This is a genomic window from Tepidibacillus decaturensis (genome assembly GCF_001561915.1).
Taxonomy (GTDB): Bacteria; Bacillota; Bacilli; order Tepidibacillales; family Tepidibacillaceae; genus Tepidibacillus_B; species Tepidibacillus_B infernus.
The window spans coordinates 270,420-290,489 of sequence record NZ_LSKU01000001.1; the positions used below are offsets into that span (position 1 = coordinate 270,420).

Here is a 20,070-nt window from a genome sequence, read left to right on the forward strand (position 1 = left end):
AAAGGGTGGAAAGAATGGAAATTCGTTATCATGGACATAGTTGTCTAGAATTAAGGGGACAAAAAGGCTCTCTAATCATTGATCCTTTTATTACGGGAAATACCCATGCAAAAGTTTCTGTAAGTGAAATTAAGGTAGATTATATTTATCTTACTCATGGGCATGGAGATCATATTGGCGATGCTGTACAAATAGCTAAAAATAATGATGCTACCATTATTGCCCCCTTTGAACTATCCACTTACATGGGATGGCAAGGTGTGAAGGCCCATCCATTACACATTGGTGGAAGTTTTGCTTTTCCTTTTGGTCGTGTTAAGGCAACCCAAGCATTTCATGGCTCAGGATTTGTGAATGAAGCGAATCAACAAATCGTCTATCTCGGTATGCCAAGTGGTGTAGTTGTGGAGATGGATGGAAAAAGGATCTATCATGCAGGTGATACCGGGCTATTTGGTGATATGAAGTTATTAGAAAACGAACAACTTGATATTGCCTTTCTACCGATTGGAGATAATTTTACGATGGGGCCAGAGGATGCTCTGCTAGCAGCAGAATGGATTAAAGCGAAAAAGGTGGTACCAATTCATTTTAATACATTCCCAGTCATTCAACAGGATCCAGAGCAGTTCGTTGCTCGCCTAAAAGCCAAAGGGATGGATAGCGAAGTCATACCAATGAATCAGTGGATAAAGCTTTAGTTCTTTTTTACCATCTTTGGACATACATTGGATGTGGGAGGGATTAAAATGAAAATATTTAAAACGATTATTTATCTCATTCTCACATTAGCTGTTATTTTTTACGCGATTCCAAGGGTTCCCTTATTTGATTCGTCTAGTTTGGCAAAAGCCTTTAGTATCGTTTGGTTCTTCTTTGCATTACTCATTCTAGGTTCCCATTTAGACCATTTGCTAGGATTAGATGAGGAGAAAAGAATACGCTTAGCACACTTAGAAAAGGTTCGGCTTTGGAGAAAAGAACAACATTTCTTACAATCTTCTAAAAGGCATTACGAAAAAGCGTAATGCCTTTTGTCTTCATTGAATCCAAATCATTCTTTTTGTTATAATTGATTATAACAGAAATGATAGCTGATGTTAGAACAGCTATTTTTAAGAAAGTTTGGGTGAAAAAATTGACGACAAAACATGAACAGATTCTAAGATATATTGAAGAACTTCCAGTAGGGACAAAAATTTCTGTACGACAGATGGCAAAAGAACTAGAAGTTAGTGAAGGAACTGCCTATCGGGCAATTAAAGAGGCAGAAAATCAAGGATATGTAAGTACGATTGAACGGGTTGGGACAGTAAGGATCGAAATGAAACAAAAAGCAAATATAGAAAAGTTAACTTTTGCCGAAGTGGTTAATATTGTGGATGGCCAGATTTTAGGAGGTAGGGGAGGCTTACATAAAACCCTAAATAAGTTTGTGATTGGCGCGATGAAATTAGAGGATATGATGAAATATGTTGATCCTGGCAACCTATTGATTGTAGGTAACCGGGTTCAAGCACATAAACTCACATTAAAACAAGGAGCAGCTGTTCTTATTACTGGCGGATTTGATACAAGCGAAGAGGTTAAAGAGTTGGCAGATGAAATGGAATTACCGATTATTTCATCAAGCTATGATACCTTCACTGTCGCTTCTTTGATCAATCGCGCAATTTATGATCGTTTAATTAAAAAAGAGATTGTCATGGTGGAAGATATTATTCCTGAACAGGCTGAAGTGACTTACTTGAATGATGATCAGACGGTTGGTGATTGGCAACGTTTAGTTGAGAAAACCCATCATAGTCGTTTTCCTGTTGTAGATCATCAATTAAAATTAGTAGGAATTGTCACGCCAAAGGATATTGTGGGGAAGGAATCTTCAGTCCCCATTGATAAAGTGATGACCAAAAACCCAATCTCTGTTACAGCAAAAACCTCTGTTGCTTCAGCAGCCCATATGATGGTTTGGGAAGGTATCGAGTTGCTACCAGTCGTAGATACTTACCGTCGTCTGATTGGAGTGATTAGTCGTCAAGATGTGATTAAGGGTTTACAGTATATTCAAAAACAGCCGCAAATTGGAGAAAAGATTGATGACTTGGTGAATAAACAATTTGAGGAACGTAAAATAGAAGATGGCTCGATTATCTTTGTTGGAGAAGTAAATCCGCAAATGACAAACCAGTTGGGGGCATTATCAAGCGGACCCCTTATTAGCCTGATTACAGAAGCAGCTCATCGTGTATTAAGGCACCATAAAAAAGGAGATCTTGTCCCTGAAAATTTAATGATCTATTTTGTAAAACCTGTGCAAATCGAAAGTGAGATCGAAATACGACCTAAAGTGATCGAAGTTAGCCGTAAATTTGGGAAGGTCGATGTAGAAGTCTATCATAAGAACCAATTGGTGAGTAAGGCCATGATTACTTCTCAAGTATTAGAACGTTAACCATCAAGATAACCCGACATTTCATAGGAAGAGATGTCGGGTTTATTAGGTAGATTCTTTTTTGCTATTCATCGGCTTTGACGGGAATAAACCAGCAACCTTTTTCTGTTTCATCAATATGAACAGAAATATTTTCTTCTTCTAACATTTTTTTAACTAATGAGATGACCTCTTGTGTTTCAGCAAACGCAGAGAAACCATTTTTAATTTCTGCTACCTTTCCCCTAGCAATCTCTTTGCGATTTATTACCATTTCTTTTCCCTCCTTTTTAATCATTAAAGAAAGTACTACTTTCTTTTCATTATCATAATGGGACCCCACAAAAGAAATCAGAATAACACTTATACCTATTTTACACAAGGTTAAACGTTTTTGCGACCTACAAAGTAAAATTTCACAGGATTATGAATCTTGTTCATGGGCAGATAGCCAGATCTCTGTCGTCGATTGAATATATATAATCTTTACCTTGACTAAAAAAGTTTTATCCTTTGTTTTGAATGATTTATTATTTAGCAGCTGGTAGATAAATTCAGGATTTTTTCCTACCTCTATTACATTCTTACCTACAAGAAAACGAATTTCAGCCGTTAATGTTTCCAACAAGGCGGTTTCGTCGAATGGATCTAACTTATTTTCAATATGGAAAGTAACGATCCTTATCAATTGGTTTTGTTTTCGTTCTTTTTTTCTTGTTCTAAACTACTGATATATAATTTGTTATCATTCAATTCTTTTTGCAACTGAGCATTTTTAATATGAAGTTGGTCTAATTGGTTGCCATGTAAAAATAATGCAATGAACATACCAAAGTAAATTCCCATCATAAAAAATAACAAAGTGCGGATCAATGGTTTATGAAGGACCCAGGAAATATATCTCATGATGTAATATCCCCTTTTGCTAACAAAACGATGACTAATTTTCCTGAGTAGGCACCTGCTAATCCCATAATAATATAGATGATTTGTTTCATCATCGGTGATAAGTCCCCACCCAGTACACCTGTTTCAAGTATTTTAAATGAATCAAACGTTCCTCCAAGAGCAACAACTAGTGCCCAAATACGCAATTTATCTGACAAGTCTATCATGGTATGGATCGGAGGCTGTTTTGTAAATAATGCGCCTAATCCGCCAAAAAGAGAACCTCCAATCATGACGCCAAAGGCAACAAAATAATTCATAAAGAGATTTCTGATAAATTCTTGCATCTTAATCCCCTCTAACCTATAATCATTTTTTTTTACCGCGTTAGAATATACAAACCTTTTTATACTTAAACTTATGGAAAAAACCTTAAGAACATGAATGAAAAACGTAGTGTATAAAACATAGGCTACCTTGACGAAAAAGGTATAATAGGAATGATTAGAAGTTTTTTATGAAGGAGAAATTACGATGGTAGAAATGGTGGAATTCGTCCATCTTCATGTACATACAGAATACAGCTTATTAAATGGAGCTTGTCGAATTGAGCCGCTAGTAAATAAGGCAAAAGACTTAGGGATGACTTCTTTAGCCATTACCGATCATAGCGGTATGTATGGTGTGATTCCTTTTTATAAAGCATGTCAAACTGCTGGGATCAAACCAATTATCGGTGTAGAAATCTTAGTGAACGGCTTCCCGCTTGTACTTCTTGCTGAAAATAATCTAGGGTACCAGCATTTAATGAAACTTGTTTCTATTTCTCATCTAGAATCTTCATCTTTTCAACCCACTATCGATAAGAAAGCATTGCAACAGTATCATGAAGGAATCATCGCTTTAAGTGGTGGATTAACTAGTGAAATTAGTCAATATTTGGTTCAACAACAATATAAAAAAGCACTGGAAACTGCACTTGAATATCAAAAATTGTTGGGTACCGATCACTTCTACTTAGAAATACAGAATCATGGATTACCTGAACAAAAACAAGTGAATCCTTTATTCATTCAGTTAAGTGAAGAAACGGGAATCCCATTGGTTGCAACAAATAACGTACATTATATTGAGAAAGAAGATGCATTGATACAAGAAGTATTAGAAGCGATTGGAGCAGGGCATACATTAGATCAATCAGAGCAGGCAAAACTTCCTACAAAGGAATTTTATTTAAAAGATCAAGAAAAGATGAACCAGCTATTTGCAACTGTAAAAGGTGCGGTTGAAAATACAGTTCATATTGCCAATCGATGTGATGTAACGATCGAATTTCATCAATTGGCTTTACCAAAATTCCCTTTACCATCTTCTATTCGTGCAGAAGAATATTTAAAAGCGTTGGCACAAAAAGGATTACAAAAAAGGTATAAGCAGATTACTGATCAGCTACAAAAACGATTAATGAAAGAATTAGCGGTCATTGAAAAAATGGGATTTGCCGATTATTTTTTAATCGTTTGGGATTATATGAAATTTGCCCATCAACAGGGAATTATGACAGGACCTGGGAGAGGATCAGCTGCAGGAAGCTTGGTTGCGTATGTCCTTGGGATCACAAATGTTGATCCGATAAAGTATGGGTTATTATTTGAACGTTTTTTAAACCCTGAACGAGTAAGTATGCCAGATATAGATATTGATTTTAATTATGAGAGACGTGACGAGGTGATCCAATACGTTTCAAAAAAATATGGACATGACCGAGTTGCACAGATTATTACGTTTGGTACATTTGCTGCAAAAGCAGCGATTCGCGATGTGGGTAGGGTATTAAATATTCCTTATATCGAAGTGGATAAAGTGGCCAAATTAATTCCTTCCCAATTGGGGATTACGTTGGAGCAAGCATTGACAGAAGTTGATGAATTAAGAGAGCTTTATCAGAAAAATGAACGAATGAGGGAATTGATCCAGATTGCTATGAAAATTGAGGGAATGCCAAGGCACCATTCTACCCATGCAGCTGGAGTTGTCATTGCTGACCAAACATTAACGGTATATACCCCTTTACAAAAGGGGCAAGAGAAGGTTTCCTTAACCCAATATCCAATGGGAATCTTAGAACAACTAGGCATGTTAAAAATGGATTTTTTGGGATTGAAAAATCTCACGATTATCGAAAAAACATTGGCTTGGATCAAAAAATCAAGAAATAAACAAATTCAATTGCATCATTTAGATGATTCAGATCCATTAACCTATCAATTGTTGAGTCAGGGACATACAAAAGGGGTGTTTCAATTAGAATCACCTGGAGTAACTAAAGTGTTAAAAGAGCTAAAACCTAGCCATTTTGAAGATATTGTAGCGATTTTAGCTTTATACCGCCCTGGCCCAATGGAATCTATTCCAGACTATATTCAGGCAAAACATGGTAAAAAGACCGTTCAATACCCAGACCAAAGTTTAGAGCCGATTTTAAAAGATACCTATGGAATCATCGTCTATCAAGAACAGATCATGCAAATTGCATCGAAAATGGCTGGTTTTAGTCTAGGTGAAGCTGATTTGCTTCGAAGGGCTGTAAGTAAAAAGAAAAGGGAGATTTTATTAGAAGAAAGAAATCACTTTGTTCATGGTGCCATTCAAAACGGAATTGAAGAGAAAAAAGCAAATGAAGTATATGATTTGATCGTTCGCTTTGCAGACTATGGTTTTAATCGATCCCATGCAGTTGCTTATGGTGTGCTTGCTTTTCAAACCGCATATTTAAAGGCACACTATCCAGTAGAATTCATGACAGCCCTTCTCTCTGAATCGATGGGTAATCAAGATAAAATAGCAGAGTATACGGATGAATGCAGGAAAATGGGGATTGAAATTTTGCCTCCAGATCTTTTGCAAAGTGATGCTAGCTTTACTGTCCAGGATGGGAAGATTCGATTTGGTCTAGCAGCCATTAAAAATATTGGTATCCAAGTGATTGAATCGATCATTCTACTACGTCAAAAACATTCGACTTTTTCTTCACTTTTCGATTTTTGTATGAAGGCTGATTCTAAGGTGTGTAATAAAAAAACGTTAGAATCGCTTATTTTAAGCGGTGCATTAGATCGATTTGGGATTCATCGGGCAAAACTGATGGCTAATTTGGATGATTTGATCGAAAGGGTTCAAAAAAAGAAGAAATTACAGGAAGATTTGCAAATTCATTTGTTTGCAGATTTAGAAGTAGGTACAAAAGAAGAGGATTTTGATTGGTTTGAGGTTCCACCCTTTTTAGAACAGGAACAATTACAAAAGGAAAAAGCAGTTTTAGGCATTTACGTATCAGCACATCCTCTTAGTGCCTTTAAAGAGATTCTAAATGAATACACTACACATTCTTACGATGTGCTGGTTCAGCTTAGCGAAGGAACCTCTGTTGTAATCGGAGGATTGTTAAATGATCTAAAGCTGATCTTGACAAAAAAGGGGCAACAAATGGCTTTTGGCCAAATAGAGGTTGATTCAAATCTGTTAGAATTAGTGATATTTCCTAAAGTTTATGCTACCTATCGGAATCAATTAGTAAAGGATGAGGGAATTCTTGTTCAAGGAAAAGTTCAACATCAAGAGCAACGAACAAAACTGATTGTAGAAAAAATTACTTTATTGTCCCAAGTAAAAGAAAAAAGAAACATAAAAAAACAGTCAAATCATAAACATAAAACAAGCCCTAGAATGGTGATTAAAATTAGTGAAGCTAATGAAAACAGTAAAACTCTAAACCAATTGAAACAAGTCTTAGCAGACAACTCTGGAACCATACCAGTCATCCTCTTTTATGAAAAAAATAAAAAAACACGACAGCTAGCGAAGGAATACTGGGTAGAGGGAAGACCATCATTATTCCAAACCATTGAAGAAATATTAGGTAAAAACTCTTTTGTTATGCAGGAAAAACTTTAATAAAATTGTGAAAAAATTAGAATTTAGTTTTATATCCTAATATCTTTTGATATAATGGTGGTGGTCAGACCACTTCCTAGTTTTTAGCAACCATCTAAATTATAATCGGGGAGATGAATATCTGTGTCTACATTGAAAGAAGAAGCATTAAAAATGCATCGCGAAAACCAAGGAAAACTTGAAGTGCATGGAAAAGTTGCTTTGGCAAATTCCCATGACTTAAGTTTGGCTTATTCGCCTGGGGTTGCTGAACCATGTATGGCTATTCATGATGACAAAGAAAAAGCTTACGATTACACCATGAAGGGGAATTTTGTTGCTGTTGTATCTGATGGAACAGCAGTATTAGGGCTTGGACATATTGGTCCTGAAGCTGCACTACCAGTAATGGAAGGCAAATCCGTATTGTTTAAAAACTTTGCAGGTGTTGATGCTTTTCCAATCTGTCTTAACACGACAGATGTGGATAAAATTGTAGAAACAGTTAAATTATTAGAACCTACTTTTGGTGGTGTAAACTTAGAGGATATTGCTGCTCCAAATTGTTTTATCATTGAAGAAAGACTAAAAAAGGAATTAAACATTCCTGTTTTTCATGACGATCAGCATGGAACAGCAATTGTAACTTTGGCTGGACTCATCAATGCTCTTAAATTGGTTAACAAAAAAATGGAAGAAATAAAAGTCGTTGCAAATGGAGCAGGGGCTGCAGGTATTGCCATTATCAAATTATTAATGAGTATGGGTGTAAAGAACGTGATTATGTGCGATACCAAAGGAATTATTTATGAAGGTCGCCCTAATGGGATGAATCCTGTGAAAGAACAAATCGCAAAAATTACAAATCATGAGAAAATCCAAGGTTCATTAGTAGATGCGCTTAAGGGGGCAGATGTTTTTATTGGGGTATCTGTCGCAGGTGCAGTTACTCAGGATATGGTAAGATCCATGAATCAAGATGCAATCATTTTCGCTATGGCAAACCCAGTTCCAGAAATTTTCCCAAATGAGGCAAAAGAAGCAGGGGCAAGAATTGTAGGAACTGGTCGATCTGATTTACCAAACCAAGTGAATAATGTATCCGCTTTCCCGGGTATTTTTAGAGGGGCGCTAGATGTTCGAGCTAAAGAGATTAACGAGGAAATGAAGATTGCAGCCGCTTATGCAATTGCTAACTTGATTGAAGAAAATGAACTTCATGACGATTATGTGATTCCAGATGCTTTCGATCCTCGCGTAGCACCAAAAGTTGCAGCTGCTGTTGCTAAAGCAGCGATGGACTCAGGAGTTGCTAGAATCACTGTGGATCCTCAAGAAATTGAAGAAAAAACAAAAAGATTAGCTGTAATTAAATAGTTGTAGGATAAGTTGATGAGATGGTTTTGAGATAGGAGAGGTGGCTTAATGCTCGATGATACTAAAGAGCTTAAATTATATCAGGAAGTTTTACTAAGGATCAACCAAATCATTGAAGCAGACAATCTATCTACAGGAGACCGGTTACCTTCTGAAAGAGAACTTGCTGAAAGATTAGGTGTGGGAAGATCTTCTGTAAGGGAAGCGTTGAGAGCATTAGAGTTATTAGGTTTAATTACTACCCGTCGTGGTGAAGGAACGTTTATCGAAGATTATACTGCCCACCACTTAGTAGAAATTCTAGCTTTTTATATCCTTAGAAATGAAAAATCAAAAAAAGATCTTTTAGAGATTAGAAAAATCATTGAGCTTGATGCCGTACGATTAGCGGCTGAGCGGATGGATGAGAGTAAGATTAGGCAAATAGAAATGGTGATTGAGGAATCCGTCAAAAAACTTGAGTCTGGTATCCTTCCATTAGAGGAAGACTATTTTTTCCATGAATCAATTGCATTGGCTAGTCGTAATTATCTTCTTTATCGAATTTGGAAACCTGTCTTTGATTATGGGAAAACGATATTGAAAGAATCGTTAGGGCGAAATGGAAGACCTGAAGTATCCATACAAGAGCATCAAAATATTTTAAAAGCATTAAAGGCACGTAATGTAGAAGAAGCAGTAATACAAATGAGATTGCATCTGGAGAAAAGTGAATTTTTTGCTTAAAATATGACATTTTTGAGGCTATTCTTTGAAATCTTGATAAATATCGCTATAATGAAAGTATTGTTAAGGTTTTTGAGGAGGATACTTCATGTGGACTGTCATTTATATTGCACCTAATGAAAAGATAGCTGAAAAAATTCGAGATCAATTAACTACTGAAGGATTTTTAGTCAAAATTAGACAAAGTCATGTTTTGAAACAGTATGAGATCCTAGTACCAGAAGGAGAATTAGATGAAATAAGAGAGGTATTGGCGACGATTCTTCCTTAAAACCATCCTATGTGAGGTGTTGGTGTGTTAAAGGATTTTTTTATAAACGAAGAAAATATGCAACGATCCCTTCTGAGAAGGCTAGAAAAGATATTCCAGAAGGAATGATTGTCAAATGTGACAAATGTGGCAAAATTACTTTTGCGAAAGAAATACAAAAAAATCTTCATGTATGCCCTCATTGTGATCATCATATGTCTGTTTCTTCTCCTGAACGCCTTATGATGACGCTGGACCAAGGAAACTTTTTTGAATATGATACGGATTTGATCTCTTCTGATCCTCTTCATTTTGAAGGCTATATCGATAAGTTAAAAAAGGATATGGATAAGACGAATTTAAATGAAGCCGTTGTGACTGGTGAAGGAACGATTGGTGGTTTTCCTGTGGTCGTTGGTGTAATGGATTCACGCTTTCGTATGGGAAGTATGGGTTCTGTTGTTGGTGAAAAAATTGCAAGGGCAATTGAGAAAGCAATTGTAAAAAAATATCCCTTTATTTTATTTTCTGCATCCGGTGGAGCAAGAATGCAAGAAGGTATTTTAAGCCTAATGCAGATGGCGAAAACAAGTGCCGCATTAGCAAAATTGCACCAAGAGGGTATTCTATTTATCTCTGTATTAACGAATCCTACGACAGGTGGGGTGTCTGCTAGTTTTGCATCCTTAGGTGATATCAATATTGCAGAACCTAACGCATTGATTGGTTTTGCTGGCCGGAGAATTATTGAACAAACGATCCGCCAAAAACTACCTGATGATTTTCAAACAGCAGAATTTTTATTAAAGCATGGTCAATTAGATATGATTGTTCATCGAAAAGATATGAAACAAACATTAGCGAAACTTTTGGATTTACATATGGTAAGGGGGGAAGCTAATGGCTTTTGAGCTACCTTTTGAAAAACCCCTCATAGAACTACGTAAAAAAATCGAAGAGTTAAAACAATTTACATCTAAAGAAGGTATCGACTTTTCAAAAGAAATTGAAGAGCTAGAAAAGAAAGCAAGAAATCTTGAACAAGAAATTTATGGACAACTTACTCCATGGCAAAAGACGCAAATTGCTAGACATGGACAAAGGCCTACTACATTAGACTATATTGAGCATATTTTTACTGACTTCATTGAGTTCCATGGAGACAGAGTTTTTGGCGACGATCCAGCGATTGTTGGTGGAATCGCAAAATTAAATGGGAAACCGGTTACTGTTATTGGTCACCAGAAAGGAAAAGATACGAAGGATAATATTCTACGTAATTTTGGTATGCCTCATCCGGAAGGCTACCGAAAAGCTCTACGGCTAATGCAGCAGGCTGATAAGTTTCATCGACCTATCATTTGCTTTATTGATACACCTGGTGCATATCCTGGAATTGGTGCTGAGGAAAGGGGGCAAAGTGAGGCCATTGCTAGAAACTTAAGAGATATGGCTTTATTTAAAGTACCGATGATTTGTATCGTAACAGGCGAAGGTGGAAGTGGTGGAGCTCTTGCTTTAGGGGTGGGTAACCATTTATATATGTTAGAAAACGCGATTTATTCTGTCATCTCTCCAGAGGGAGCAGCAGCTTTATTATGGAAAGATGCGACTCAAGCTTCAAAAGCAGCCAATACAATGGGAATTACTGCTCACCATGCCTTTGAGTTTGGAATTTCAGATGGTGTGATTAAAGAGCCTCTAGGCGGGGCACATAAAGACATTAAATTTCAATCGAAGGAAATTAAGAGGTATATTGAAGAATCGCTTGCAACCTTATCTTCGCTAAGTCCAACTCAGTTGGTAGAACAACGTTATCAAAAATTTAGAAAAATCGGTCAATACTCCTCATTGATCTAAATGAAAAGAAAGTCTATAAAAGTCTATAAAAAGTTTGATTTCATGGTATAATAATGTTGATCAAGGTACCCTAAAAAAGGGTACACTCTTTTTTGTCCACTATGGACTTAAAATGTCCCTTATGGACATTTTATGGTATAAAAGTATACAAAGAGGTGAGAAGCATGAAGCGAATTGCAGTACTAACAAGTGGTGGAGATGCACCTGGTATGAATGCAGCGGTTAGAGCCGTTGTTCGAAAAGGTTTTTATCATGAGTTAGAGGTTTTTGGTATTTATCATGGATATAGTGGTCTAATAAACGGGGAAATAGAGAAATTGGATTTAGGCTCTGTAGGTGATATTATTCATCGAGGGGGAACGATCCTTTATACAGCGAGAAGTGATGAATTTAGGACACCAGAAGGCCAAGCAAAGGCAGTAGAACAATTACAAAAGCATGGAATTGAAGGCCTTGTCGTTATTGGTGGAGATGGTTCTTTCCGTGGAGCACAAAAGTTAATTCAACATGGCATTGCTGCCATTGGCGTACCTGGTACGATTGATAATGATATTCCTGGTACAGATTTTACTATCGGTTTTGACACAGCAGTCAACACAGTGATTGATGCGATTGATAAAATAAGGGATACGGCAACATCGCACGAACGTACATATATAATTGAAGTGATGGGTCGCAATGCAGGGGATATTGCCTTGTGGTCAGGTTTAGCAGATGGTGCAGAAAGTATCATTATTCCTGAAGCCTACTACAACATGGATGAAATCATTGAACGCTTAGAACGTGGCCATAAACGGGGTAAAAAGCATAGTATTATTATTGTAGCTGAAGGCGTAGGTAGTGCGGTTGAGTTTGGTAACAAAATTAAAGAACGAACAGGTTTTGAAACGAGAGTAACCGTATTGGGTCATATTCAAAGGGGTGGATCTCCAACAGCTTTTGACCGTGTATTAGCTAGTCGTTTAGGCGCTGAAGCTGTTGAATTGTTATTAAAAGGTCAATCCGGTAGAATGGTTGGTATTCGCTACAATCAAATCATTTCTTTGGACATAGATGAAGCTTTAATGCAAAAACATCAAGTTGACTTAGCGTTGTACCAATTAGCTAGTATTTTAGCTATTTAGAAAAGATAAGAAGAGTTATTAATGTTGTAGAAGGGTGGAAAAAAGAGAATGAGAAAAACAAAAATCGTTTGTACGATTGGCCCTGCGAGTGAAAAGGTAGAAGTATTAAAAAAACTCATTCATGAAGGAATGAACGTAGCTAGACTTAACTTTTCTCATGGGGATCATCAAGAACATTTAGCAAGGATTCATAACATCAGGCAAGCTGCAAAGGAAACAGGAAAAACAGTTGCCATTCTCTTAGATACGAAAGGTCCTGAAATTCGCACAGGTGTGATAGGTGCACCTGAAGTTGAATTAAAACAAGATGGGACGATAATTTTAACCACGGATGAAATCATTGGCGATGAAAATAAAATTTCGATTACATATGCAGGTCTTCCAAATGATGTACAACCTGGTTCTAAAATCTTAATTGATGATGGATTAATTGGGCTAGAGGTTATAAAGATTGAAGGCAATGAAATTCATTGTAGAATTTTAAATGGTGGTATTCTCAAAAGCAAAAAAGGTGTAAATGTACCGGGAGTAAAAATCAATTTGCCTGGTATCACAGAAAAGGATGCAAAGGATATCCTATTTGGAATCGAGAATGACCTTGATTTTATAGCTGCTTCTTTTGTGAGAAAAGCGAGTGATGTACTTGAAATTCGCAAGATTTTAGAGGAACACAATGCAGATATTTTGATTATCTCCAAGATTGAAAATCACGAGGGTGTTGAAAATATTGATGAAATCCTACAAGTTTCCGATGGGATCATGGTGGCTAGAGGGGATTTAGGTGTTGAAATCCCAGCTGAAGAGGTACCTCTTGTTCAGAAGATGATTATTGAAAAGTGTAATAAAGCTGGTAAACCAGTCATCACCGCTACCCAAATGTTAGATTCCATGCAAAGAAATCCACGTCCAACCCGTGCTGAAGCAAGTGATGTGGCAAATGCAATTTTTGATGGTACTGATGCCATTATGTTATCAGGTGAAACTGCTGCAGGGAAGTATCCTGTAGAATCAGTTGCAACGATGGCAAGAATCGCAGTAAGAACAGAAGAGGCTCTTAATTACAAAGAAATTTATAATAAGAGAAGCTCATTACAGCAAACTACTGTAACCGATGCCATTAGTCAGGCAGTAGCTAATACTGCTATTGATCTAGAGGTAAATGCAATTTTAACGCCGACTGAAAGTGGACAAACTGCAAGGCTTGTTTCTAAATATCGTCCAAAGGCTCCGATTATTGCGATCACACCAAATCCGAAAGTGATGAAGAAATTAAGTGTTAGTTGGGGAGTATATCCCATCTTAGGGCAACAAATTAGAACAACGGATGAGATGATCACACATGCTGTTGACGAGGCTCTAAATGCGGGAGCTATTAATCAAGGGGACTTGGTCATTATTACAGCAGGTGTTCCAGTAGGCAAAACAGGTACGACAAATTTAATCAAAGTACATTTAGTTGGTGATATCGCAGTAAGAGGACAAGGAATTGGAAATCGAGTCGTAACCGGGAAAGTAATAAAAGGGAAAACAGTTGAGGAAATAGCGAGTAAAATGGAAGATGGAGCAATCCTTGTTACTTACTCCACAGATAAGGACATGGTAAGTTCTTTTGAAAGAGCAGCAGCTGTAATTACTGAAGAAGGTGGACTAACCTCACATGCAGCGGTGGTAGGGATTAACTTAGGAATTCCTGTGATTGTCGGTGCTGAACAAGCTTATGAAAAATTTGAGGATGGTATGATCGTTACAGTTGACCCAGAACGAGGCTATGTCTATGCGGGACAAATTCCAATGATGTAATAAATAGATAAGATGATACATCAAGAGACCGTTATTAAGACGGTCTCTTTCTCTAGAATTTTATTGTTAAAGAAGTAAGGGGGAAATAACAGTGGAATGGACAGAGACACCGATTCGTGTTCGCTATCAAGAGACTGATCAAATGGGTGTTGTGTATCACGCTAATTATTTTGTTTGGTTTGAAGTGGCGAGAACGGAAATGATCAAAAAATTTGGGATCAGTTACAAAAAACTAGAAGAAAAAGGCTTACTATTACCAGTTTTTGATGTATCCTGCAAGTATAAGGTTGCGGCAAAATATGATGATGATTTGTTGATTCAAGCCCGATTAAAAGCATATAGTAGTTTAAGAATGACCTTTGAGTACCAGGTGATACGTGTTACTGATGAAAGATTACTAGCGATAGGTGAAACAAGTCATGTCTGGATAGACAAGAACTTTAAACCTGTTCGATTAGAAAAAGTAGCACCAGAAATTCATCAAACATTAATCAGTTTAGTTAATCGTTAAGGGGGAGAATTTGTGTTCAGAACCATTGTATTTTTAATGATTGTGATTCCTGCCTTGGAGATTTGGGGGCTTATCAAAGCTGCTCAATTTATCGGTGGGGTGCAAACGTTTTTGGCTGTCATTTTAACTGGGGTTATTGGAGCCTTTTTAGCCAAAAAGGAAGGATTAAAAACATGGAATAAAGCTCAGATTGAGCTTAGAAATGGACAACTACCAGGAGATGCGATCTTAGATGGGATTAGTATTTTTGCAGGAGGACTTTTATTACTCACGCCAGGTTTTTTTACAGACACAATCGGTTTTTTATGATTTTTCCCGTTACAAGGAAACTGATAAAGGGGTATCTAAAAAGATGGTTAGAACGAAAAATTCAAACAGGACGATGGTATTTTTATGATCCAAATTCCAAATGAAATCATTTTTCTAATTTTATTGTTAGGAATTGGTCTACTAAGTAAGAATCAATCGATTGTGATAGCCGTGGCCATTCTTCTGGTTATTCGCTTAAGCCATTTGGGAGACCGCATTTTTCCGCTGTTGGACAAGCATGGAATGAATATCGGCATTATAATGATCACGATTGCTGTATTAGTCCCTATTGCTAAAGGAAAAATCCAACTGCAAGATTTAATCGAATCCTTTAAGTCAAGCTATGGTATCATTGCGATTATATCTGGAATGATCGTCGCTTTGTTTGCAGCAAATGGCATTCAATTATTAGAAAAAACACCGCAAATCACAATAGCCTTAGTATTAGGCACGATTTTTGCCGTGGTTTTCCTTAAAGGAATTCCCGTTGGCCCTTTGATTGGTGCTGGGATTGCAGTGACATTGATTAAAATCTTTGAATGGTTAAAATACTTTTTCGACTAAGAGAAGAGGGAATGAATCTATGTAAGCATGATTTATTCCTTTTTTTGTTCAATTTTAAACAAATTAGGCAAAGGCATAAAAAATGAAAAAAGAAGTAAGTGTTAAACAAGATTTCTAAAAAGATTATACTACTTCGTAATCCAGAAATTCTCCATCTTCAAAAAGCCTTGGTAATTCTATTTTTGCACAAAGTTTAATATAATAGAGGATATAAATGTCAATATATACAAAAGAATATAATTTTTAAGAAAAATTAGAATAGTAGTTCACAAAATTGCAATAATATATTACAATATATTCAAGATATTATTATTTAACTAAAATTCTGAAAATATAGAGATCATATTTTGGTTCGTTGATTTGAGGATATGTATCTTTCATATCTTCTAATTATAAAAATGAAAAAAGGGGAGAGGGTGAGGTGTTTATATGTCTACTTTAAAGAACGTACTCGCCAAAAAAATTGAGGAGCACAGAAAAAGAACGACAAAGCTCTTAGTTGAAAGTGGCGATGTCAAAATTAGCGATGTGACGATCGCACAAGCAATTGGTGGGATGAGAGGAGTCAAAGGTCTAGTTACTGACATCTCTTATTTGGATCCATTTGAAGGGATTCGCTTCAGAGGGTATACAATACAAGAAGTTATGGAAGGTCTTCCAAAACCTGAAGGCAAAGATTACCCTTATGTAGAAGGATTCTTTTATTTACTTTTAACAGGTGATATCCCCACAAAAGAACAAGCTGAAGAAGTAGTAGAGGATATGAAACATAGAGCAAAAGTACCAGAGTATGTGTTTGATATTCTTAGGGCGATGCCGAGAGATTCACATCCTATGGTAATGTTTTCGGCAGCAATTGTATCGATGCAAAGAGAGTCAGAGTTTGCTAAAGCCTATAACGAGGGAAAATTTAATAAATATAATAGTTGGGAATACATGTATGAAGATGCATTAAACCTGATGGCAAGATTACCACAAGTTGGAGCTTTTATTTATAGGCTAAAATACAAAGGTGATACACAAATTGATCCAGATCCAACTCTTGATCTTGGTGGAAACTTTGCTCATATGATGGGATTAGAACCTCCTTATGATGAAGTAGCTAGAATGTACTTTATTCTTCATTCAGATCATGAAAGCGGCAACGTATCTGCTCATACCACTCACTTAGTCGCATCAGCTTTATCTGATGCTTATTATTCGCTATCTGCTGGCATCAATGGATTAGCTGGTCCTCTTCATGGCCTTGCAAACCAAGAGGTGCTTGCATGGATTCAACAATTTATGGAAAAATTAGGTGGTCAAGTTCCTACAACAGAACAATTGAAAAAAATTGTATGGGATACGCTTAATAGTGGCCATGTTATACCTGGATATGGTCATGCAGTTCTTCGTAAAACTGATCCAAGATATACTTCTCAAAGAGAATATTGCTTAAAGCATTTACCAGACTATCCTCTATTCCAACTTGTCAGTAAGCTTTATGAAGTTGTTCCTGATATTCTAAAAGAGCAAGGCAAAGCAAAAAATCCATGGCCAAACGTAGATGCTCAATCTGGTGTTATCCAGTGGTATTATGGTCTTACCGAATATGATTTTTATACAGTTCTATTCGGAATTGGTAGAGCACTAGGTGTTCTTGCTAATATTACATGGGATAGAGCGCTTGGTTACCCAATTGAAAGACCAAAATCTGTAACAACTGATATGTTGGAAGAATACGCAAAACAGGCACAAGAAGCAAAGAGTAACGAACATAGAGCCTAGATGATTTTGTTGTTTATAATAAGAAAACTGGAAGCGTTTGCATCATAATTTATTTGTAAAGGAATATAAAAAAAATTAACAAAATTTTAAAAATGGATTGACGTTCTAGTTTTTAATGTGCAGAATAGGAATTAATTGGGGTGTTTAAGTTTTCTTAAACCCCCTTGATTCATTCATATTAGACAAAAAACAATGGGAGAAATGGGAGGTAACAGACGATGTCAATTTTTGAAAAGTTTGACATGCCAACAAGAGGGGAAAAGATTACCATTGAAAATGGAAAATTAAATGTACCAGACAATCCAATCATTCCATTTATCGAGGGGGACGGGACAGGGCCAGATATTTGGGCAGCTTCTGTTCGAGTGCTAGATGCAGCAGTTGAAAAGGCATATGGCGGCAAAAGAAAAATTGAATGGTTTGAAGTTTACACTGGAGAAAAATCTTTTGAAAAATGGGGAGAATGGCTTCCAAAAGATACTTTAACAGCGATGAAAGAGTATTTGGTAGGAATAAAGGGTCCATTAACTACACCGATTGGTGGTGGAATTCGTTCCTTAAACGTTGCATTACGCCAAGAATTAGATTTATATGCTTGCGTTCGCCCTGTTCGTTATTTCCAAGGGGTTCCTTCTCCGATTAAGCATCCAGAATGGACAGACATGGTGATTTTCCGTGAAAATGCGGAGGATATTTATGCAGGTATTGAATGGCAAGAGGGAACAGAAGAAGTTCAAAAAATTGTCCGCTTTCTAATCGATGAAATGGGCGTAAAGAAAATTCGCTTCCCTGAAACCTCGGGTATTGGAATTAAGCCTGTATCCAAAGAAGGTACATACCGTTTAGTTCGTTCAGCTATTGACTATGCCTTAGAAAATAATCGTAAGAGTGTAACGTTGGTTCATAAAGGAAATATTATGAAATTTACTGAAGGGGCTTTCAAAAACTGGGGTTACGAAGTAGCTGAAAAGGAATATGGTGATAAAGTATTTACTTGGGCACAGTATGATCGCATTGCGGCTGAACAAGGTACAGAAGCTGCAAATAAAGCACAAGAAGAAGCATTAGCATCAGGCAAACTATTGATTAAAGATGTGATTGCAGATGCATTCTTACAACAAATCTTAACTAGACCAAAAGAATATGATATCATTGCTACCTTGAACTTAAATGGTGATTATATTTCTGATGCTTTAGCCGCACAAGTGGGTGGAATTGGTATTGCACCTGGAGCCAATATTAACTATACAACAGGTGTTGCATTGTTCGAGGCTACTCATGGTACAGCACCAAAATATGCGGGATTAGATAAAGTGAACCCATCATCTGTTATTCTATCTGGAGAAATGATGTTACGTTATATGGGATGGACAGAAGCTGCAAACCTCATTATTTCTGCTATGGAGAAGACCATTTCCAATAAAACAGTAACTTATGATTTTGCTCGTTTAATGGAAGGTGCAACGGAATTGAAATGCTCCGAATTTGGAACAGAATTAATTAAAAATATGTAATTCCAAAAAAATGGAGGGAATCACAATGGCAATGAAACGGAATAAAATTTCTGTGATTGGTGCTGGTTTTACTGGAGCTACAACTGCCTTGTTTTTAGCTCAAAAAGAATTAGGAGATGTTGTACTAGTTGATATTCCTCAACTAGAAAACCCAACAAAAGGGAAAGCCTTAGATATGTTAGAAGCTACTCCAGTTTTAGGGGTGGATGTAAATATTGTCGGTACAAGCAACTATGAAGATATTACTGGCTCTGATCTTGTGATTATTACTGCGGGAATCGCTCGTAAACCTGGAATGAGCCGTGATGATCTTGTTAATACAAATGCGGGTATTATAAAATCCGTTGCAGAACAAGTAGCAAAATATGCACCTAATTCCTATATTATCGTCTTATCCAATCCTGTAGATGCAATGACCTATGTTGCTTATAAGACAACAGGTTTCCCTAAAGAGCGCGTGATAGGTCAATCGGGTGTACTTGATACTGCTCGTTTCCGTACCTTTGTCGCCCAAGCTCTTAATGTTTCTGTTGAAGATGTAAATGGGTTTGTATTAGGTGGCCATGGAGACTCGATGGTTCCTCTTGTTAGATATTCATTTGCTGGTGGCATTCCGTTAGAAACATTATTATCAAAAGACCAATTAGATGCGATCGTTGAACGGACACGTAAAGGTGGTGGCGAGATCGTCAATCTATTAGGAAATGGTAGTGCTTATTATGCACCAGCTGCTTCACTTGTTCAAATGGCTGAAGCCATTCTAAAAGATAAAAAACGAATCATTCCAACCATCGTTTATTTAGAAGGTGAGTATGGATACAATGATATTTATCTTGGTGTGCCAACATTGATTGGTGGAAATGGTATTGAAAAAGTATACGAATTAGAATTAACAGAAGAAGAAAAGGCTGCACTTAATAAATCTGCAGAAGCCGTTGAAGCAGTTATCAAGTTAGTTCGATAAAAAAATAGATTACGCTTCAAGAGATAAACCCCGGGATTCCCGGGGTTTATAA

General features: G+C 36.8%; 21 protein-coding genes. 17 read left to right on the top strand and 4 right to left on the bottom strand.

Features of this window, described 5'->3' with window-relative positions; translation table 11 throughout:
- The first annotated feature begins 14 nt into the window (after positions 1 to 14).
- The 3 genes from U473_RS01240 to U473_RS01250 all read left to right on the top strand — a co-directional run bounded on the left by U473_RS01240 (position 15) and on the right by U473_RS01250 (position 2,452).
- The gene (locus tag U473_RS01240; RefSeq protein WP_068722613.1) at positions 15 to 701 is read left to right on the top strand and encodes a metal-dependent hydrolase; all 687 of its coding nucleotides are present in this window, start codon (positions 15 to 17) and stop codon (positions 699 to 701) included.
- A gap of 48 nt (positions 702 to 749) precedes the next feature.
- Positions 750 to 1,028, top strand: coding sequence for a hypothetical protein (locus tag U473_RS01245; protein ID WP_068722615.1), 279 nt, complete (start codon positions 750 to 752; stop codon positions 1,026 to 1,028).
- Positions 1,029 to 1,138: 110 nt separating this feature from the next.
- The gene (locus tag U473_RS01250) at positions 1,139 to 2,452 is read left to right on the top strand and encodes a DRTGG domain-containing protein (RefSeq protein WP_068722617.1); all 1,314 of its coding nucleotides are present in this window, start codon (positions 1,139 to 1,141) and stop codon (positions 2,450 to 2,452) included.
- A 64-nt stretch (positions 2,453 to 2,516) separates the two neighbouring features.
- Here U473_RS01250 and U473_RS01255 read toward each other — a convergent pair whose 3' ends face one another.
- The 4 genes from U473_RS01255 to U473_RS01270 all read right to left on the bottom strand — a co-directional run bounded on the left by U473_RS01255 (position 2,517) and on the right by U473_RS01270 (position 3,666).
- A complete protein-coding gene (locus U473_RS01255; protein ID WP_068722619.1) occupies positions 2,517 to 2,705 on the bottom strand; it encodes a hypothetical protein in 189 nt (62 codons plus the stop codon).
- A 150-nt stretch (positions 2,706 to 2,855) separates the two neighbouring features.
- Positions 2,856 to 3,119: a hypothetical protein gene (locus U473_RS01260; protein WP_068722621.1), complete on the bottom strand. Its 264-nt coding sequence runs from the start codon at positions 3,117 to 3,119 to the stop codon at positions 2,856 to 2,858.
- Entirely contained in the window at positions 3,116 to 3,337 is a 222-nt protein-coding gene (locus U473_RS01265; protein ID WP_068722623.1) for a hypothetical protein, read from the bottom strand. Before U473_RS01265 ends, U473_RS01260 begins: the two co-directional genes overlap by 4 nt.
- Positions 3,334 to 3,666 (bottom strand): YtrH family sporulation protein, encoded by a 333-nt coding sequence (locus tag U473_RS01270; RefSeq protein ID WP_068722625.1) that lies wholly within the window; start codon positions 3,664 to 3,666, stop codon positions 3,334 to 3,336. Before U473_RS01270 ends, U473_RS01265 begins: the two co-directional genes overlap by 4 nt.
- Positions 3,667 to 3,853: 187 nt before the next feature.
- On the opposite strand from U473_RS01270, the gene U473_RS01275 reads away from it, so the two are divergent.
- The 14 genes from U473_RS01275 (at position 3,854) to mdh (ending at position 20,018) form a co-directional block, all read left to right on the top strand.
- On the top strand, positions 3,854 to 7,273 hold the full coding sequence (locus tag U473_RS01275; RefSeq protein ID WP_321164129.1) for a DNA polymerase III subunit alpha: 3,420 nt from the start codon (positions 3,854 to 3,856) through the stop codon (positions 7,271 to 7,273).
- A 123-nt stretch (positions 7,274 to 7,396) separates the two neighbouring features.
- Positions 7,397 to 8,629, top strand: coding sequence for an NAD(P)-dependent malic enzyme (locus U473_RS01280; protein WP_321164130.1), 1,233 nt, complete (start codon positions 7,397 to 7,399; stop codon positions 8,627 to 8,629).
- Positions 8,630 to 8,677: 48 nt separating this feature from the next.
- The gene (locus tag U473_RS01285; RefSeq protein ID WP_068722627.1) at positions 8,678 to 9,355 is read left to right on the top strand and encodes a FadR/GntR family transcriptional regulator; all 678 of its coding nucleotides are present in this window, start codon (positions 8,678 to 8,680) and stop codon (positions 9,353 to 9,355) included.
- A gap of 88 nt (positions 9,356 to 9,443) precedes the next feature.
- Positions 9,444 to 9,626 (top strand): glutamate decarboxylase, encoded by a 183-nt coding sequence (locus U473_RS01290; protein WP_068722629.1) that lies wholly within the window; start codon positions 9,444 to 9,446, stop codon positions 9,624 to 9,626.
- Between the two features lie 11 nt (positions 9,627 to 9,637).
- Complete coding sequence (gene accD / locus U473_RS01295; RefSeq protein ID WP_068722631.1) at positions 9,638 to 10,516, top strand: acetyl-CoA carboxylase, carboxyltransferase subunit beta; 879 nt, start codon at positions 9,638 to 9,640, stop codon at positions 10,514 to 10,516.
- Positions 10,506 to 11,465 (top strand): acetyl-CoA carboxylase carboxyltransferase subunit alpha, encoded by a 960-nt coding sequence (locus tag U473_RS01300; protein WP_068722633.1) that lies wholly within the window; start codon positions 10,506 to 10,508, stop codon positions 11,463 to 11,465. The genes accD and U473_RS01300 overlap by 11 nt, the downstream gene beginning before the upstream one ends.
- Positions 11,466 to 11,629: 164 nt before the next feature.
- Positions 11,630 to 12,589, top strand: coding sequence for a 6-phosphofructokinase (gene pfkA, locus U473_RS01305; protein ID WP_068722635.1), 960 nt, complete (start codon positions 11,630 to 11,632; stop codon positions 12,587 to 12,589).
- A 48-nt stretch (positions 12,590 to 12,637) separates the two neighbouring features.
- Positions 12,638 to 14,389, top strand: a complete 1,752-nt coding sequence (pyk, locus tag U473_RS01310; RefSeq protein WP_068722636.1) for a pyruvate kinase — start codon at positions 12,638 to 12,640, stop codon at positions 14,387 to 14,389.
- 91 nt (positions 14,390 to 14,480) lie between these two features.
- A complete protein-coding gene (locus U473_RS01315) occupies positions 14,481 to 14,900 on the top strand; it encodes an acyl-CoA thioesterase (protein ID WP_268807431.1) in 420 nt (139 codons plus the stop codon).
- 12 nt (positions 14,901 to 14,912) lie between these two features.
- A complete protein-coding gene (locus tag U473_RS01320; protein ID WP_321164131.1) occupies positions 14,913 to 15,209 on the top strand; it encodes an FxsA family protein in 297 nt (98 codons plus the stop codon).
- An 84-nt stretch (positions 15,210 to 15,293) separates the two neighbouring features.
- On the top strand, positions 15,294 to 15,773 hold the full coding sequence (locus U473_RS01325) for a DUF441 domain-containing protein (protein WP_068722639.1): 480 nt from the start codon (positions 15,294 to 15,296) through the stop codon (positions 15,771 to 15,773).
- A 429-nt stretch (positions 15,774 to 16,202) separates the two neighbouring features.
- A complete protein-coding gene (locus U473_RS01330; RefSeq protein ID WP_068722640.1) occupies positions 16,203 to 17,540 on the top strand; it encodes a citrate (Si)-synthase in 1,338 nt (445 codons plus the stop codon).
- 218 nt (positions 17,541 to 17,758) lie between these two features.
- Positions 17,759 to 19,054 carry an NADP-dependent isocitrate dehydrogenase gene (gene icd / locus U473_RS01335; RefSeq protein WP_153011973.1) on the top strand — a complete coding sequence of 432 codons (1,296 nt, stop codon included), beginning with the start codon at positions 17,759 to 17,761 and terminating at the stop codon, positions 19,052 to 19,054.
- Positions 19,055 to 19,079: 25 nt separating this feature from the next.
- The gene (gene mdh, locus U473_RS01340) at positions 19,080 to 20,018 is read left to right on the top strand and encodes a malate dehydrogenase (RefSeq protein WP_068722641.1); all 939 of its coding nucleotides are present in this window, start codon (positions 19,080 to 19,082) and stop codon (positions 20,016 to 20,018) included.
- Positions 20,019 to 20,070: the final 52 nt, after the last annotated feature.

Coding starts and splice junctions, on each gene's coding strand:
- U473_RS01240 (WP_068722613.1), top strand. CDS start 15: ATGGAAATTCGTTATCATGGACATAGTTGTCTAGAATTAAGGGGACAA.
- U473_RS01245 (WP_068722615.1), top strand. CDS start 750: ATGAAAATATTTAAAACGATTATTTATCTCATTCTCACATTAGCTGTT.
- U473_RS01255 (WP_068722619.1), bottom strand. CDS start 2,705: ATGGTAATAAATCGCAAAGAGATTGCTAGGGGAAAGGTAGCAGAAATT.
- U473_RS01265 (WP_068722623.1), bottom strand. CDS start 3,337: ATGAGATATATTTCCTGGGTCCTTCATAAACCATTGATCCGCACTTTG.
- U473_RS01270 (WP_068722625.1), bottom strand. CDS start 3,666: ATGCAAGAATTTATCAGAAATCTCTTTATGAATTATTTTGTTGCCTTT.
- U473_RS01275 (WP_321164129.1), top strand. CDS start 3,854: ATGGTAGAAATGGTGGAATTCGTCCATCTTCATGTACATACAGAATAC.
- U473_RS01285 (WP_068722627.1), top strand. CDS start 8,678: ATGCTCGATGATACTAAAGAGCTTAAATTATATCAGGAAGTTTTACTA.
- U473_RS01290 (WP_068722629.1), top strand. CDS start 9,444: ATGTGGACTGTCATTTATATTGCACCTAATGAAAAGATAGCTGAAAAA.
- U473_RS01300 (WP_068722633.1), top strand. CDS start 10,506: ATGGCTTTTGAGCTACCTTTTGAAAAACCCCTCATAGAACTACGTAAA.
- pfkA (WP_068722635.1), top strand. CDS start 11,630: ATGAAGCGAATTGCAGTACTAACAAGTGGTGGAGATGCACCTGGTATG.
- pyk (WP_068722636.1), top strand. CDS start 12,638: ATGAGAAAAACAAAAATCGTTTGTACGATTGGCCCTGCGAGTGAAAAG.
- U473_RS01325 (WP_068722639.1), top strand. CDS start 15,294: ATGATCCAAATTCCAAATGAAATCATTTTTCTAATTTTATTGTTAGGA.
- U473_RS01330 (WP_068722640.1), top strand. CDS start 16,203: ATGTCTACTTTAAAGAACGTACTCGCCAAAAAAATTGAGGAGCACAGA.
- icd (WP_153011973.1), top strand. CDS start 17,759: ATGTCAATTTTTGAAAAGTTTGACATGCCAACAAGAGGGGAAAAGATT.
- mdh (WP_068722641.1), top strand. CDS start 19,080: ATGGCAATGAAACGGAATAAAATTTCTGTGATTGGTGCTGGTTTTACT.